Origin of the sequence: Desulfitobacterium sp. PCE1, assembly GCF_000384015.1 — a bacterium.
Lineage (GTDB): Bacteria > Bacillota > Desulfitobacteriia > Desulfitobacteriales > Desulfitobacteriaceae > Desulfitobacterium > Desulfitobacterium dehalogenans.
On record NZ_KB913023.1, the window covers coordinates 4,156,373 to 4,171,493 of the forward strand.

At 49.3% G+C, this 15,121-nt stretch carries 18 protein-coding genes; all 18 read right to left on the minus strand.

The features are described 5' to 3' along the window. Window positions 1–92: 92 nt before the first annotated feature. The 18 genes from eutM to DESPCE1_RS0120615 all read right to left on the minus strand — a co-directional run bounded on the left by eutM (window position 93) and on the right by DESPCE1_RS0120615 (window position 15,042). A complete protein-coding gene (gene eutM, locus DESPCE1_RS0120525) occupies window positions 93–380 on the minus strand; it encodes an ethanolamine utilization microcompartment protein EutM (protein WP_014795914.1) in 288 nt (95 codons plus the stop codon). Between the two features lie 20 nt (window positions 381–400). Beyond that, window positions 401–1,042 carry a phosphate propanoyltransferase gene (locus DESPCE1_RS0120530; protein ID WP_019851561.1) on the minus strand — a complete coding sequence of 214 codons (642 nt, stop codon included), beginning with the start codon at window positions 1,040–1,042 and terminating at the stop codon, window positions 401–403. A 1-nt stretch (window position 1,043) separates the two neighbouring features. Next, window positions 1,044–2,531 carry an acetaldehyde dehydrogenase (acetylating) gene (locus DESPCE1_RS0120535; protein WP_019851562.1) on the minus strand — a complete coding sequence of 496 codons (1,488 nt, stop codon included), beginning with the start codon at window positions 2,529–2,531 and terminating at the stop codon, window positions 1,044–1,046. 21 nt (window positions 2,532–2,552) lie between these two features. Beyond that, window positions 2,553–3,104: a BMC domain-containing protein gene (locus DESPCE1_RS0120540; RefSeq protein ID WP_019851563.1), complete on the minus strand. Its 552-nt coding sequence runs from the start codon at window positions 3,102–3,104 to the stop codon at window positions 2,553–2,555. Window positions 3,105–3,133: 29 nt separating this feature from the next. Then, window positions 3,134–3,796, minus strand: a complete 663-nt coding sequence (locus DESPCE1_RS0120545; RefSeq protein ID WP_019851564.1) for a cupin domain-containing protein — start codon at window positions 3,794–3,796, stop codon at window positions 3,134–3,136. Window positions 3,797–3,847: 51 nt separating this feature from the next. Then, the gene (locus DESPCE1_RS0120550) at window positions 3,848–4,396 is read right to left on the minus strand and encodes a BMC domain-containing protein (protein ID WP_014795919.1); all 549 of its coding nucleotides are present in this window, start codon (window positions 4,394–4,396) and stop codon (window positions 3,848–3,850) included. A 1-nt stretch (window position 4,397) separates the two neighbouring features. Continuing rightward, window positions 4,398–5,726 (minus strand): 4Fe-4S dicluster domain-containing protein, encoded by a 1,329-nt coding sequence (locus tag DESPCE1_RS0120555; RefSeq protein WP_019851565.1) that lies wholly within the window; start codon window positions 5,724–5,726, stop codon window positions 4,398–4,400. Between the two features lie 20 nt (window positions 5,727–5,746). Continuing rightward, entirely contained in the window at window positions 5,747–6,007 is a 261-nt protein-coding gene (locus tag DESPCE1_RS0120560) for a EutN/CcmL family microcompartment protein (protein ID WP_014795921.1), read from the minus strand. Continuing rightward, complete coding sequence (locus tag DESPCE1_RS0120565) at window positions 6,004–6,315, minus strand: BMC domain-containing protein (protein ID WP_019851566.1); 312 nt, start codon at window positions 6,313–6,315, stop codon at window positions 6,004–6,006. The genes DESPCE1_RS0120560 and DESPCE1_RS0120565 overlap by 4 nt, the downstream gene beginning before the upstream one ends. 19 nt (window positions 6,316–6,334) lie before the next feature. Then, entirely contained in the window at window positions 6,335–7,177 is an 843-nt protein-coding gene (eutJ, locus tag DESPCE1_RS0120570; protein ID WP_019851567.1) for an ethanolamine utilization protein EutJ, read from the minus strand. Continuing rightward, complete coding sequence (locus DESPCE1_RS0120575; protein WP_019851568.1) at window positions 7,165–7,836, minus strand: ethanolamine utilization cobalamin adenosyltransferase; 672 nt, start codon at window positions 7,834–7,836, stop codon at window positions 7,165–7,167. Before DESPCE1_RS0120575 ends, eutJ begins: the two co-directional genes overlap by 13 nt. 42 nt (window positions 7,837–7,878) lie before the next feature. Then, window positions 7,879–8,349 (minus strand): EutP/PduV family microcompartment system protein, encoded by a 471-nt coding sequence (locus tag DESPCE1_RS0120580; RefSeq protein ID WP_019851569.1) that lies wholly within the window; start codon window positions 8,347–8,349, stop codon window positions 7,879–7,881. Further along, a complete protein-coding gene (gene eutS, locus DESPCE1_RS0120585; RefSeq protein ID WP_014795926.1) occupies window positions 8,346–8,699 on the minus strand; it encodes an ethanolamine utilization microcompartment protein EutS in 354 nt (117 codons plus the stop codon). Before eutS ends, DESPCE1_RS0120580 begins: the two co-directional genes overlap by 4 nt. A 540-nt stretch (window positions 8,700–9,239) precedes the next feature. Continuing rightward, complete coding sequence (gene cutD, locus DESPCE1_RS0120595) at window positions 9,240–10,223, minus strand: choline TMA-lyase-activating enzyme (RefSeq protein ID WP_019851571.1); 984 nt, start codon at window positions 10,221–10,223, stop codon at window positions 9,240–9,242. Window positions 10,224–10,268: 45 nt separating this feature from the next. Next, the gene (gene cutC, locus DESPCE1_RS0120600; protein WP_019851572.1) at window positions 10,269–12,815 is read right to left on the minus strand and encodes a choline trimethylamine-lyase; all 2,547 of its coding nucleotides are present in this window, start codon (window positions 12,813–12,815) and stop codon (window positions 10,269–10,271) included. Window positions 12,816–12,844: 29 nt separating this feature from the next. Then, on the minus strand, window positions 12,845–14,377 hold the full coding sequence (locus tag DESPCE1_RS0120605) for an acetaldehyde dehydrogenase (acetylating) (protein WP_019851573.1): 1,533 nt from the start codon (window positions 14,375–14,377) through the stop codon (window positions 12,845–12,847). 51 nt (window positions 14,378–14,428) lie between these two features. Beyond that, window positions 14,429–14,719, minus strand: coding sequence for a BMC domain-containing protein (locus DESPCE1_RS0120610; protein WP_014795930.1), 291 nt, complete (start codon window positions 14,717–14,719; stop codon window positions 14,429–14,431). Window positions 14,720–14,745: 26 nt separating this feature from the next. After that, window positions 14,746–15,042, minus strand: a complete 297-nt coding sequence (locus tag DESPCE1_RS0120615; protein WP_005815246.1) for a BMC domain-containing protein — start codon at window positions 15,040–15,042, stop codon at window positions 14,746–14,748. Between the last annotated feature and the right edge of the window lie 79 nt (window positions 15,043–15,121).

Below are 15,121 nucleotides of genomic sequence, written 5' to 3' on the forward strand. Positions count from 1 at the left end.
TAATTCTGCAGTCACCTTGATTCAAAACAGACGAAGGCCAAGGTCTCCCCAAGAGAGAGCCGACCTTCGTCTTATTGAGTTTCTAATACGTCTTAACCTTCTTTTTTGGCAGGGAGAATCATTTCCACGTCACTGTGGGGACGGGGGATGACATGGACGGAGATGAGCTCGCCAACCCGCTGAGCAGCAGCAGCTCCGGCATCGGTTGCTGCCTTGACAGCACCGACATCCCCTCTTACCATAACGGTTACTAAACCACCGCCGACAAATTCGCGGCCGATAAGATAGACATTAGCGGCTTTAACCATAGCATCGGCGGCTTCGATAGCTCCTACTAAACCTTTGGTCTCAATTAATCCTAAAGCTTCTGTTTTACTCATGATTGTTTCCTCCTAAAATTTCATTTTACTATTGTTATTTTTGAAGTGGGGGCAAGCTCCATCGCATTGGCTTCATCTGTGTCGATATGACATTCAAGCTGCGAGGTAGTGTTGGCTCTTACGGCTACATTGGAGTAAGTTCCTCCACGCAGCCCGCTTATTTGAATCGTTACCAGTTCTCCATCCCTTACGCCGAAATGTTGGGCATCCTCCAGAGACATATGAATATGCCGCTGGGCAATGATCACACCTTGGCCAAGAAGAATACTTCCTTTAGGACCTACGAGAGTGATTCCCGGTGTTCCCTGCAGCTCCCCGGACAGTTTTACAGGTGCCTTAAGACCAAGCTTGAAACAGTCTGTTTTGAGTATCTCCACCTGGGACTCCTGGCGCTCCGGTCCAAGAATACGAACATTTTCAATCGCCCCTTTGGGCCCGCAAATGGTCAGAGTTTCCTTGCAGGCATATTGCCCGGGTTGGGACAAATCCTTGATCTTTGTCAATGGGTATCCCTCGCCAAACAGGGCGTTCACATCGTTTCTGGATAGATGAATATGCCGGTTAGATATTCCCACAGGTATGGAATAGTCCTCCTGTTTTATATCCCCCCCTTCTTTGACCACTTCCAGCAGAAGTTCCACTAAAGCGTCATACTTTCCCACTTTAGCAATCACCTCTTTGTTTCAACAGCGACATGACTTCATTGACAAGAGCCTGAATCCGCTCTTCACTGACAGTGCCGCCAGAACCTCCCTGGTGCGCCTCCCAGGTTGAATGGGGAGCACCTGCGTTGCCTGTAAAGTCTTTGATTCCATAGGCTACACGTTTAATATTAATCAAGTGCATAGGAGTTACATTATCTGAGGTTGCACTTCCTCCCCAAGTACCGCAGCCTAAAGTAAAGGAGGGTGCCAGCCCTGTGCTTGCTCCTACACCACCTTGGCTGGATGAGGTATTGACCAAAATCCTGAAGACGGGCTTTTCTGCAAATTTGATGGCCATTTCCGGGGTTTCCGTATGAATGGAAAGGCTGTGGCCCACCCCTCCATTATTGAGTAATTTCATGCATAGATCACATGCTTCATGCCAATCTTGGACAGTGTAAAAGGCCAGCACCGTAGTCAGTTTTTCATAGGAGAGTGGATATCCCTCACCGACTCCCTGTTGCTCTCCCAGCAGCACTTTTGTACCCGGGGGAATGGAAATTCCGGCACCGGCTGCGATATCTGCGGCGGATCTCCCCACCATTTTGGCGTTCATAGCATGGCCTCTGGTAAACAGTTTTCGGCCCACTTTCTCTGTTTCCTCAGGGTTCATAAAGTAGCCGCCTTGGCGTCTGAACTCTTCCATAACCTGGTTGCGAATGCATTCTTCAACCACTACCGATTGCTCGGAAGCACAGATAGTACCATTATCAAAGGTTTTGCTGGCGATAATATTTCTGACTGCTTTGGGAATATCGGCCGTTCTTTCTATATAAGCGGGAACATTTCCCGGGCCTACACCCAGTGCCGGTTTTCCCGCACTATAGGCCGCCTTGACCATAGCTGAACCGCCTGTGGCAATGATCATTGCGACTTCATCGCATTTCATAAGTTCATTGGTTGCATTCATGGACGGCTTGGCAATACAGCCGATGATATTCGCCGGAGCTCCGGCCGCCACTGCCGCATCATTCATCAATTTGGCGGCTTGCAGAGTGCATTGCAAGGCCGAAGGATGGGGCGAGAACACAATTCCGTTGCGGGATTTAATGGCAATAATCGATTTATAGATGGTAGTGGAGGTGGGATTGGTTGAGGGGACGATCCCCATAAGCAGCCCCACCGGTTCAGCAATCTCCAGGACTTTATTGATCTTGTCTTCCTTAATGACCCCGATGGTTTGCATCGGCTTGATAAATTGATAGAGTTCCGTGGAGGCAAAGCGATTTTTAAAGATCTTATCCTCTACTTTGCCAAACCCTGTTTCTTCCACCGCTAACTTGGCCAGAGAAACTGCATTTTCCTCCGCTGTTTTCACCATATTACGAATGATTTGATCAATCTGCTCGCTATTGAATTGTGCCAGTTCAGTCTGGGCTTGTTTGGCCTGACGGGCAAGATGTCTGGTCTCTTGCACAGATTGTAAATCATAATCAAAGTTAAGCACTTACTCTTCCTCCCTCCGCCGTCATTCCTGTTTTTGGTCGTAATACCTTTTTAATTGCTGGATAAGGTCATCTTTATTGGCTTTGGATATGGCTCTTCCTGCTATGGCAAGTCCTTTGTATTCTCTGGCCAGATTGCGGAGCTTTAAGACGGGGAGAGATTTCAGGGCATCCACGCATTGTTCAAGGCCAAATTCTTGCACAACCTGATCAATTTCCTTTTTAGTGGTTGTTTGATCAAAACTCGGAAGCAAATTTACTTTTTCTTGTTGCAGCACAGGAAGCGCCTGCTTTTCAGCGGGGTTGGGGCCGATTATCCCTGCGATCTCCTGATGAGGTCTGGGAATAACATGCTGTGAGACCAGCAGCAAAGGGTTCAGCTTGGCAACCGCGCTGGCTCCCGCCTCTACGGCAGCTTTCACCGCTCCCACATCACCGGTTACAGATAGGGTCACCAGACCGCCGCCGACAAAAGCCCTACTCACAAGTTCAACTTGCGCCGTTTTGAGCATGACATCTGCACATTCAATGGCAGGAAGGAGTCCTCGTGTCTCAATAAGGCCAAGAGCTTGCATAGTCTATCCTCCTCTTGTTGAACCTGAATTCAGGCCCGGTTTGCTGGGTAGGTGACGCAGAAGATTTTGACATACCCGGAAGAGCTCCAGGTCACTTGGGAGCCTTTCGGTACGTGAAGCACATCTCCCTGGCAGGCTTCAAAAGTCTTACCATTGATAGTAACTGCCAAGCTTCCTTCCAAAACGATCTGAATTTCTTCGCAGTTCAATTTACGGTCAAAGCTGGATTTTTCAATAGTCAAAAAACCTGCACTCATTTGAGACTCGTCTTGGTCGACTACCTCACGATAGGCAGCATTAGCACCCGGTTTCCCGGTGTCAAAGTCCACATAATTCACTGTTCTGCCACGGACAATTTTCAATCCGCTTTGTGGTTCACCCTCGGCCATAAATGGCGGTTGAGCAGCGGGGGCAACGGCTCCCGTTAAAAGGTGATTGGTCAAGACCATTTTTATGGTTTGATAGATCATATCCCTGTTAAACTCGGTTGCCCGCTGCCCTGTTTTCTGCGGATCACTAAGTTGGCACCCTTGATTCCCGGCAGCAGCTGCAGCGCAGGCCAATTCCACACCCAATTCTTTAGCCAGATCTCTGGCTGAAGGAGTAACAATCGTTCCCCCTTCGACGTAGAAACTTTTTTGCCCCTTTTCTGCTGCTGACTTAATGTCGTCAGCACAAATGAGTTTCTTCAAAATCCCACCTCCTTTCCATCTTGCTGGGGCTAAAAGCCCATCCCTGAACTATTAGTAGAGGGACATCCACAATCTATCCGACGGGGAAGGAATAACTTCGATATCGACAAGCAGGCCTTTCTCCATGGCGACAGCCTTCCCTGCTTCGACACCCGCTTCGACAGCGGCTACATCCCCAGTAAACGTAAAGTAGGCTTTGCCGCCCAGCCCGCTTCCTAAGCGCAGCTCCAGAGCCTGGACATCGGCGGCCTTCAGTGCCGCATCGGCGGCTGTGATCATAGAGGCCATGGAAAAGGACTCCATAATTCCCAATGCCCCGGTCCCGTCCGGCATGGTGGTAGCCGTGATGGCCGGGAAAATTCCTTCATGGACATTGGGCAGCACAAAGCTGTCCACTAAATATTCCCCGGAAATAGCTATTCCTGTGCTGATCGAACTCTCGACGGCCGCCACATCTCCTTGAACGATGGCAATGTATTTGCCTGGGCAGACGGGGGTTGCACTGACCACATCAACGTAAGCTGTTTTGAGCATCTGATCCGTCGCATAGATTCCTCTGGCCACACTGGTAAGCTCAATCATACCTATTGCTCTATACATACTAACCCACCTTTATCACAATAGAATTGTCTTTAATCTCAGTAACGGTGCCGGCCAGGCTGGCATGGACCGGGGCTCCGAGACTGTTTTCCGGTATTTTGCCGATCATCTGCCCTGCTTCTACATGTTGACCCAGGTTGACGATGGGAAGGGATGGCGCCCCGATATGTTGGCGCAGCCCAATTTCTATCGTTGCGGGCTTAAACTCAATCCGGGCCATAGGTGCTGGTAGATCAAAAGGGGTTAACCCGATTTTAGCCACCAGGCGCTTACTTGGGATCAGACGATAGTTTCTCGCCGCTCGGGGTTGGAATTCCACTTGGGTGGGCTGGTAGCGAATCCCTTGTTCCGCCAGTTTTTGTTTATAAAAAATATTCACCGTTTTCGGATGGAGATTCGCCGGACAGGAGAAGAGCTCGCAGGCATTGCATTCACAGCATAACTGAGCAATCTGCAGTTCCTTCACATCCTTGAGATCATAGCTTAAAGCCCGCATAACCTTATGAGGCTGCATATCATGCCCCAAAAGATAGCGGGGGCATAGATCGGTACACATCCGACATTGTTCACAGGCTGTTTTGCTGATGACCCGTCCTTGGTTCAGATTGACTGATTTTTTGCGGATGAGAAAATGATCCTTTTTAAGCAATATAAAGCCCTTGCTTTTCTTAGTGACATAGCCGTCGATCCCGTCCATGAGGGAACCCATCATGGGACCTCCGTCGATCACCGCATAGTCATCCCCATTTTGCAGGCCGCATTGTCGGAGCAGATCCCGGATGGCCATGCCCACTGGTACCTTGACCGTTAAGCGGTGGGGAATATCACCGGCAAGGGTGATATAGGTTTCTGTAACCGGCTTTCCTGATAAAGCATGGAAAACATTTAAAGCCGTTTCCGAATTGATCACCACACAACCCACTTTGAGGGGAATGGAGGCTTCCGGAACAACTCTTTTGGTCAGCTCATAGACCAGAACCTGCTCATCTCCGGCCGGATAGACATCCCGCAATTCCATGACTTCCATATAATTTTCCAGCCCTAAAGCCGTGATTTTTTCACGCAGTATCCTGATAACCTCTTGATGCTTCCCTTTGATGCCGATAACGGCTTTACGAGCTTCTATATGACGTCCTGCCGCTTCCAGTCCTTTAATGATTTCTTCAGGAAACTGTTCCATCAATTGCTGATCCACCCGCAGCAGCGGTTCGCATTCAGCCCCATTCAGCAGGATATATTCTGCCTTGGCAGATAATTTGGCATGAGTCGGAAACCCGGCTCCTCCTGCGCCAATAACCCCGGCATCCTTAACCCTATTCAGCAGATCCAACTTCCCTCACCTCCAGCTTCTCAAAACGTACAGTCTTCATCGATGATTCCTACAATGACAGCATCAATGGGTATATCGTCCTGGCCCAGCATTCTGCGGGCAGAGCTGCCGGTACAGACAAGTACCCGTTCACCAATACCGGCACTGATGGTATCAGCGGCAATGATGAGACGGCCTTTATCTATGCCACCGAGGACCTCTACCAGCATGAATTTCAGTCCTCTGAGTGAATCAGCCTTGCGTGTTGCCCAGATATTATCGATTACTTTTGCCGCTATCATGGGTTCTCACCTACTTTGATTTCTTTCATCTTATATTGAATTTCTTTTATAGCAGCTTCCACTGAGGCCGTATCCCCAAAAATAGCGATCATAATCAGGTTTTGCGGGCAATGACCTTTAATATCCTCTACAAAAACTCCGGCCGCTTTCTCAGCAATATCAGCAGCCACGACCATATCAATCATCCGTCCCTGAACCAAACCGACTGCATCATAGTTCTCCAGTGGAACACTTGGCGCCGAACCTTTGCGCCGGAAAAGGAGATCCACCGTCCCTTGAGAAGGAGATTTAATCATCCGATATTCCATAAATCAGGGTCACTCCTCTCTAAAGGATGTCCTGCGTACAGCTCAAGGCGATACCCAAGGGTGTCACAAACATGGGGTTCAGCGGTTTATAGGTGGGAATCCTTGTCTGCCTGGCGATGCTATCCTCGATTCCTTTCAGACAGCAGGTCCCGCCTACCAGGTAGATTGTTTCAACTTGATAATCCCGCAAATGGTGGTTAAGGATGGAAGAAACCTTTTCGATCACCGGTCCCACCACAGGCGTCAGCTCCCGATGATTTTGGGGATTCTGTTTATAGCGCTCCGCTTCATCAAAACTCATCTTATAAGCCCCTGCTATAACCAGCGAAAAGTGGGTGCCTCCGGTCGGTTCATCAGCCACATAAATGACCTCGCCGTCCTTTAGTATCGTAATCCCAGTGGTTCCTCCGCCAATATCGACGATGGCACCCTCTTGGATTTTCAGTACGGCATTGGCTGCCGTAGGCTCATCCAAGAGGGTGGTAATTTCAAACCCCGCTCCCTGAACGACATGTTTGATCACACCTGAATCCAGGGTCATCGTTCCCGGCGGCAGGGCTGCTGCGGCATAGAGCAATTCCGTGCCCAGTTTTTCTTCCAGCTCCTGCTTTAATTCTTTGACGATGCGAATGGCACCGATATAGTCCACGACCATCCCATCTTTGACTACATTGGCAAAGCGATAGGCACCGGCCACCGGCTGATAATTCTCGTCAAGGACGGCCAGAACAATATAGGCGGTCCCCAGGTCAATCCCTGTGTAGTAGACGGAGGATTTGCTCACGATAGGATGATCGATAACTTTTTCAAACTCCTGAACCAGTTGATCGCAGTATTGAAAAGCAGAATTTACGCTTTGCATGATTGCCCTCCCAGACACTTCCACATCATGACGCAGAGTATGTTCATGATCAGATTAATTTTCTCAATAAGATCCTCTCGTGAGCAAACTCTACCCTCCTCATGCCAATAGGCTTCAAGGATTGAAGATTCCAGTTCACGAAGAGTTGCCCGTAAGTGGTTTAAGGAAGCAATGGCTGCTCCATTTTCCGCCCGCACGTGAAACTCGTTGATATCAAAGTGCTTGCCCAGATAGGTTGAGCAGTTTTTGATCTCTGCTTCAGACCAATTCTGAAATTGCAGGTTAACCGGCAACCTCTGTTCCCATGCCGATTGTTTCACCTCGCCAAAGCATCTTCCCAGCGCGAATACTTCTTCGGCCAGAACAGCGTCACCACTGCTCAGAAGGTTCGCTCCCACCATCAGGAACAGGGATTCTAAACTCTCCATTCGGCGCCTTAATCTCAGGACATTCCTGCTTTCCCGTTCCTGATCCGACTCTGACTTGCCATTGGGGATGCTTATCTTTTTGTTGTCTGGGGCCGCGACCAGCTTGACTCCCCTATCGACGAGAAATTGACGGGCCTCCGGTGTGATTTTTGTCTGGGGTTCCAAAGTATAAGCTGTAAAGGGCTCAGCTTTATATAAATCGCGCAATTCCGTCTCGGTAATAAACCTCATGGTTTCACCTCCGCTTCCTGAAATCTTCCTTAATTATATCCTTTAATTAGTATCTTCTAATTTAATGTCCTGGCAATTGGCTGGGCCTAAGAGATACTCCTTCAGCTCCTCTACCCCTGTGTTGTCTGTTAATGAGATCCGGAAATAGGGTTCAGAAACCCCGATGCTCTGCATTTGTTGGCTGCACAAGAAGGCATTCTCCTGCTCCAGGTCAGTCTTCGTCATCACACCGATCACCGGACAGGTAAAGGTTTTGGCAAAGCCGGGGGGATAGACCGCGACGGGCCTGGATGAATCGATAAGCAGAAGCACATGGGATGCAGTTTGAGCTGTAGCGATCAGGTATTTATACATCGAAGGATTTTCAATATATGAGCCGGGAGTGTCAATGGTATTCCTCCCATAAATGACATCCTGGGTTTTCTTTAAGGGTCTGGAGGTATCATTGAGGATATTAGCCAAAGAGGATTTACCGGCTTGAGTGGGTCCGACGATCATGATGCGTTTTTTCATGTACTGGTTATCCTGGCCGTGGTAAAGCTCAACAGCTTTTCCAGGGTGTCATTGATGGCCATGATGGCTGCCTGAACACTTGCCACATCACCGGATAGTACCAAAGAACCTGTAAAGCGGTCCAAAAAACCTATCTCCACATCGGAGGCCTTGGTGGCTATATCCGCGGCGATGATCGCCGTCTCACTGGGTGTGAGGGTTAAGATTCCAATGGCTCCCCGTTCTTCAATGCCGAGACGTTCGTATAAGTCCTGTACCGGTGAAGCGATAACATGAGCCAGCGTGACCTGCTTGCCGGGAACGTATTCTTGAATTATTCGTTTTCTGTCAAAGTCATCGGTAACACTCATAAAATCCCTCCGTTCGGATGCTGTTTGGAAAAGGGTGCTCCGGGGGCTCCGGAAGTCTCCAGGATTTTGCTTTGCGAGGGTGAATTGGGTGGGGCGTTGCAGGATGAGCTTTCTGCCTCGGGTCGCCTTTTTCGTTTTTGCCGGGCCGCTGGCGGCATGGTCGGCTGCCCAGATCGACTGCTAAGATGACTCCTGCAAAGTCCCGTAAAAGTCCTGAAAGCAGTGCTGAAAAGAGACCCGCAAGCGTAGCTTTACGTACAAAAGAGAACGAATTTAGCAGAGGGGCGGTCAGGTGAAGGTCGCTTTCTTAACACTGTGGAGCCACTGGTTCACATGCAGAAAGCAGCGGGGTTTGGCGTAACAGTTAAGAAAGCGAGTGAACCAGCCCTGGAGCTATGGAGTACGTGAGATCCGATGAAGAAAGCCTCCAGTGGAGGGTTTCAGGAGCTCACGCCCGAAGGTACGTTGTGCGTAAAGCTACGCGACCCGCTCGGACACCCCTGCCAGTACCGACTGCGGATAGCCGGTTACTTCGCCAAGTCAATGCCTGATGATACTGGCCTGCAGCTCGTAACCCCCAATGATTCGAGCGATCTCATCCAACTCTTCGGCCTTAAAACTCAAATCCTCGGTAATGGTGTAGCTCATATCCAACTGCTTATATTTGTTGATCCCTAATTTGTGATAAGGCAGCAAGTCGATTCCCTGAAAGTTCTTGCAGCTGTTGAAGGGTTGAAGGAATTCCATGGTGCGGCAGATCGTGTCTTTGCTGTCATTCATCCCTCGAATAAGGGGCATTCTGATCTTGACATTGAATCCGCGGTGAATCAGCTCGGTCAGATTATCGAGAATGCGTTCATTCCGTACCCCTGTCAGTTCGTAGTGCCGATCCGAGTCGATGTGCTTAAGATCATACAAAAACAAATCGGTAAACTGAGCGATCATGAGCAAAGTATCCAGCTTGGCATACCCACAGGTTTCAATGGCGGTATTGATTCCCATCCGTTGACATTCCATGAGTAGATTGGTGGCAAATTCAGGTTGGGCCGTTACTTCCCCTCCGCCAAGGGTGACTCCTCCACCTGAGCTCAGGTAGAAGAGTGCGTCTTGTTGGATGATTTCCAGCACATCAGAGATTTTCAGATCCGTACCGGCAATGGAGAGGGCTTTTTTCGGACAGATTGCTTCACACTTGCGGCAGCCTACACAGTCGATGCTCCAGTTGATGGTGTGCTTAGTCGGTTCATAGTAGGTGCGTGCCGGTTTGACGTCCTGATTGGCAAAAAAGTGGATATTGACAGGGCAAACCGGACTACAATTGCCACAGTGAATACATGAGTCTTCCATATACATGACCTGGTATTTTCGCTCCAGTCCCTCCGGGTTGGAACACCATCGGCATCTCAGGGGACATCCTTTAAAGAAAATCAGGGTTCTTATGCCCGGCCCGTCATAGAGAGAATACTTCTGAACATTGAAGATCCTCGCCTGCCGTTCTAAAATGCTGCAAATTTCAGTACTCATAATGTCTCCATCTCTAGAAACTACCTATTAAAGGTGATTAAAAACTTAAAAGTGATCCAAAACGGTGCGGCTGATGATTTCGTCCTGAACCTCTTTGCACAATTCCACGAAGTAGGCGCTGTATCCGGCGACGCGAATAATTAGGTCCCTATACTTATCCGGTTCGAGTTGAGCCCGTTTCAGAACTTCATTATCCACATAGCTGAATTGCATCTGGCCGTTGCCGAGGATGGATGCTGTTCTGAGCAAGGTGATCAGGCCGTTTTCCCCTTCCGGAGTTTCGAGAATACCGCGCAGTAGTTTGAAGTTATGCACCATGCCAATATTCATGGATTCAACGCTCAGCTTGCTGACGGATTTGATGATGGCTGTGGGTCCGAATTTATCCGCACCTTGGGTCGGACTGATTCCGTCCGACAGCGGTGTCCAGGCCAGCCGTCCGTTCGGTGTCGCCCCGGTTATTTCACCGATGGGTGTGTTGTTGGAAATGGAAAGGGTGCCATGAGTAAAATGGGAAAAGAGCATTTTAAAGGAATTGTGAACCCGTTCGGTCCAAACAATGATATCGGAGGCAATTAAATCAGCATAATCATCATCATTTCCGTATTTCGGCGCATTAAGGCAATCGGTGCGCAAAGCTTCGTAGCCCTCAAAATTGGCATTCAGGGCATCCCTGATTTGTTTCAGGGTGACCTTCTTCTCTTCAAATACCAGCTTTTTGATCGCCGCCATAGAGTCTGCATAAGTTCCCAGGCCGGAGAAGATCAATCCAGGACCAAAATTGATCCGCGCTCCACCGCTGGTAACATCCGTCCCTTTTTCCATACAGCCTTCGACCAGCAGAGACATCAGGGGTTTAGGAACGAGTTCTTGATGGACACGCTGACTCACAATGGTGCCAATCGCTGATAAACGAATGATATGCTCAATTTGTTGCTTACAAGCGGCATCAAATTCTTCATAAGTCCTGAAGTCGTCAAGATCGCCGGTATCAAGACCTTCCATCGTGCCCCGCCATTTCATAACGCCGCGGTTCAGAACAAATTCGATGGCGATGGGCCATTGGGTATAGCCGGTGGATGTCCACTGATAGATACCGCCGGATTTCTGAGGTTCAACACAGCCCATAAGGCAATAGTCCCGGGAATCTTCAATGCTGAAGCCTTTCGCCAGCATCATCTTGATATGACTGTCATCAAAGTGACAGGCAGGGAAACCTAACCCGGCTTTTACCACTTCGACAATCTTTTTCAGATAGTTTTGGGGGGATTGATTATGGATTCGGCAGGCCAGAGAAGGTTGATACATCTTGGTAAAGCGAACGGCATCCATGATCAGATAGGTCAGCTCGTTGGTGGCATCCCCTCCGGTGCGCTTCTGGCCGCCTACAGTACAGTTGATGAAGGGTTGATAGCCGGCGAAATATTTAGCTCCCTGCTCACTGGACAGCCACATTACTTCCGAGCATTTGATCAGAAAACAGCTCAACAATTCGAAGGCTTCCAGTTTGTTGAGCCGGCCGCTTTCCATATCGGCCTTGAACATGGGGTAAATATATTGATCCAAACGTCCCAGGGAAATACCTGTCTGGTTCTCTTCAACGACAAACAGGGATTCAAGGGTCCAAATCGATTGAAGGGCTTCATAGAAGGTACGGGGCGGATGGGCGGGAACCCAGGTCAAAATATCAGAGATCTTGTGCAGTTCCTGTTTCCGTACGGAATCCACCTCCCGGTCGGCTAATTCTCGGGCATAATTGGAAAGCCGTTGGGCATAAGCCAAAATGCCGTCACAAGTCTCAATCTCTGCTTTATAGAAGTAGATCTTGTCGAGGTCTTCCGGGTTCTCCATGGACAATTTGCTCAATCTGTCCTCAGCTTCCTGCCTTACCCCTTTAATTCCTTTTTTAATCAGGATTACATCATATCCGGGGGCGGTATCGCCGCCGCCGTTGATTTGATGGTAGGAAAGGTCACTCACAAAGGACTCACCGGAAAAGGACCAGATCCCGGCATCTTCGTATTGTTTCTGACAAATCTCGTCCACGCTTTTCCCTTCCCAGAAAGGGAAGATTTCTTCCCGGAGGATGCGCTTATCTTCTTCACTGATTTGGAAGGGATCCTGTGCTCTGGTGGCCATAGTATCCAGTTCATCCCGAACCCATCTCCAGGCAATATCCGGTGAAAAGGCACCGGCCCGCGGTTTTCCGCAAGGATGTCCCACAATGAGTTCGTCTTTTTGAATGAAGAGAGGCGCCGTCTCACAGGCCCTTCTGAAACACTTGGCCCGGAGCAGAATCCTAGGTAAGCCGGGATTTTCCCTGGTTACTTGGGTGAATGCTCTGGCCCGATCGATGCTGACACTGGGTTTGGCTTGTAAATAGACTGTGCGCAGATTGTTTAAACGCGGCGTAAGACCGGTGATTTCCCCTTCGTACACAGGGGACTTTCTCTCTTGGTACGCCGGGGATGGGGAATGTGCCGCCAGTTCCTTGGAGATCTCCTGAAATAGTTTCATAACAATAGCTGTTTCCTCTGGGGATAAGTTCTTAGTTACATCGGCAAATTTTGCCGAAAATTCTTTGCTATCCATCCTTTGCCCTCCCTTTTATTCATTGACTTTTAAGCATTTCTATAAGGTAAAAGCTGTTCCAGCAATGTTTCCAACAGCTCGTTGAGGTCCTGGGTTCTTTCCTTAGGGTAACCTGTGCCGGAGCAAAAACTTCCGTTTAGTCCTGTTAGCTCCGTTAATCCTGCCGATTCTACCGATTCTGCCTGCAGACCACAGGTTATGTCCTCCAGTTTTCGTACCCCATAGCCTACCTTGCGGATATTGATTAAATTCAGTGGTGAAATATTATCTGAAGTGAACCCGCCGCCGGCGGCACCGCAACCGAGAGTTAAGGCCGGGAAGAGATTGGTTGTTCCTCCAATTCCCCCCAGAGTGGCGGGCGTATTCACGAGTACTCTTGAGACGGGCTTTTTCAGGGCAAACTCCCTGATCACCTGCTCATTCCGGGAATGAATGACGAGGGTATGCCCCCGGCCATCGTTGAGCAGCAGCTCGATACATTTTTCACAGGCGTTGAGCCAGTCCTTTTCCACATAAAAGGCCAACACCGGACAGAGCTTTTCTTTAGCATAGGGGTTGGTCGGAGCAACAAATCTTTGTTCAGAAATGAGGACTTTAGTATTTTCCAGGACAGAGACGCCAGTTTTCCGTGCCAGCTCTACAGCCGTGTTACCGACGATGTCCGGATTGGCGCTGCCGTCAGACCGCAGAAAGAGTTGACCAAGTTGTGCTGATTCTTCTGCCGAGAGGAAGTATGCACCATTTCTTTTCAGCTCTTCCCTTACCTCGTCGGCAATGCATTCCTCAGCCACAATGGATTGCTCTGAGGCGGACACTATGCCATTGTCAAAGGTTCTGCTGGTAATGATATCCGCTACTGCCTGTTTTATGTCGGCCGAACGCTCTGTAAAAGCCGGGCCATTCCCGGGTCCGCCATAGATCGTCGGTTTCCCGGAGGCATAGGCGGCCTTGACCATCTTGGGCACTCCTGTCACCATGATCAGGGCTGTATCCTTGTGGTTCATCAGCCCCAGTGTCCCTTCAACAGCCTGGGTCCTCTGATAGCCGATGGCCCCGCAGGGCAGCCCGCTGGCTTCAGCGGTCCGCACCAGTATCTCCAGCACTTTTCTGATAGTTTTCTTCGCCTTGGGGTGAGGGGAAAAAACAATGGCATTGCCTGATTTTATGGCGATTAAGGTTTTATAGATGGTAGTGGATACGGGGTTGGTGGATGGCAGCAAAGCGACAATGACTCCCACAGGTACGCCGACATCTATGGTTTGATTCTCTTTATCTTCAGCGATAATGCCGACGACTTTCATCTTACTGATTTTCTTGTAGAGAAAATTACTGGCAAAAATATTCTTTATATATTTGTCCTGCCATTTTCCGAATCCCGTTTCTTCATAGGACATAATCGCCAGTTCCCGGGCGTATTTCGCCACTTCGGCAGCTATACGCTCCACAATCCGGTCCAGCTTTTCCTGGGGAAAGGCCGCCAAAGTCTTTTGAGCCTCCCGGGCGTTTTCGATCAGAATCCGTGCTTCTTGAATTGAAAGCAAATCATTGTCCATGCGATTCATTCTTTATCCCCCTTTCCACTTGAGGATTGAACAAGCTCAAAACTGCACTGTTTACCAATCAATAAGGTGCTTGGCTACAATCTTCTCTACATCGGGATGGGGCCTGGCAATTACATTGGTGCTATAAATTTTACCCACCTTGCCGGCCGCTTCGATGCCGGCCTCTACCGCTGTTTTTACTGCTCCCACATCCCCCCGGACCACCACGGAGATCAGACCTGAAGCAACATTCTCATAACCCACCAATTCCACTTCTGCTGCCTTGCACATAGCATCCGCAGCTTCCAGCACCGAAACCAGTCCATAAGTTTCTATAAACCCTAAAGCATCATTTTTCTCCACGGGATACTCCTCCAAAACCTTCAGTGTTAAGCATCGATATCATGTCTTGAAACAATCTTGCCCACCCGGCTGACGGGGCGCGGCATAACGTGGGCGGCCGTTAGTTCTCCAATCGCTGCTGCAGCTGCTGCTCCTTTTTCTACTGCCGATCTTACTGCGGCGACATCCCCTTTCACCATAACGGTGACCAGCCCTGAGCCAATATTTTCATAGGAAACAAGCACCACATCTGCAGTTTTGCACATGACATCCGCCGCTTCGATGGCCGGAACCATTCCCCTGGTTTCAATAAGTCCTAAGGCTTCTTCGCCAAAGTATTCCATAGAATTACTCCTCTTTATATAACATCAAACCCAATAGCATCTCTTAGCATATTTCATCGAATTTTGTAGTTGTGTATGA

Excerpts from the sequence above, each read along its gene's own strand:
- DESPCE1_RS0120560 (WP_014795921.1), bottom strand. The coding sequence starts at position 6,007 with ATGATAGCGGCAAAAGTAATCGATAATATCTGGGCAACACGCAAGGCT.
- DESPCE1_RS0120615 (WP_005815246.1), bottom strand. The coding sequence starts at position 15,042 with ATGGAATACTTTGGCGAAGAAGCCTTAGGACTTATTGAAACCAGGGGA.
- DESPCE1_RS0120550 (WP_014795919.1), bottom strand. The coding sequence starts at position 4,396 with ATGTATAGAGCAATAGGTATGATTGAGCTTACCAGTGTGGCCAGAGGA.
- DESPCE1_RS0120575 (WP_019851568.1), bottom strand. The coding sequence starts at position 7,836 with ATGAGGTTTATTACCGAGACGGAATTGCGCGATTTATATAAAGCTGAG.
- cutC (WP_019851572.1), bottom strand. The coding sequence starts at position 12,815 with ATGGATAGCAAAGAATTTTCGGCAAAATTTGCCGATGTAACTAAGAAC.
- eutS (WP_014795926.1), bottom strand. The coding sequence starts at position 8,699 with ATGAGTGTTACCGATGACTTTGACAGAAAACGAATAATTCAAGAATAC.
- cutD (WP_019851571.1), bottom strand. The coding sequence starts at position 10,223 with ATGAGTACTGAAATTTGCAGCATTTTAGAACGGCAGGCGAGGATCTTC.
- DESPCE1_RS0120540 (WP_019851563.1), bottom strand. The coding sequence starts at position 3,104 with ATGCAAGCTCTTGGCCTTATTGAGACACGAGGACTCCTTCCTGCCATT.
- DESPCE1_RS0120605 (WP_019851573.1), bottom strand. The coding sequence starts at position 14,377 with ATGAATCGCATGGACAATGATTTGCTTTCAATTCAAGAAGCACGGATT.
- eutJ (WP_019851567.1), bottom strand. The coding sequence starts at position 7,177 with ATGCAAAGCGTAAATTCTGCTTTTCAATACTGCGATCAACTGGTTCAG.
- eutM (WP_014795914.1), bottom strand. The coding sequence starts at position 380 with ATGAGTAAAACAGAAGCTTTAGGATTAATTGAGACCAAAGGTTTAGTA.
- DESPCE1_RS0120565 (WP_019851566.1), bottom strand. The coding sequence starts at position 6,315 with ATGGAATATCGGATGATTAAATCTCCTTCTCAAGGGACGGTGGATCTC.
- DESPCE1_RS0120580 (WP_019851569.1), bottom strand. The coding sequence starts at position 8,349 with ATGAAAAAACGCATCATGATCGTCGGACCCACTCAAGCCGGTAAATCC.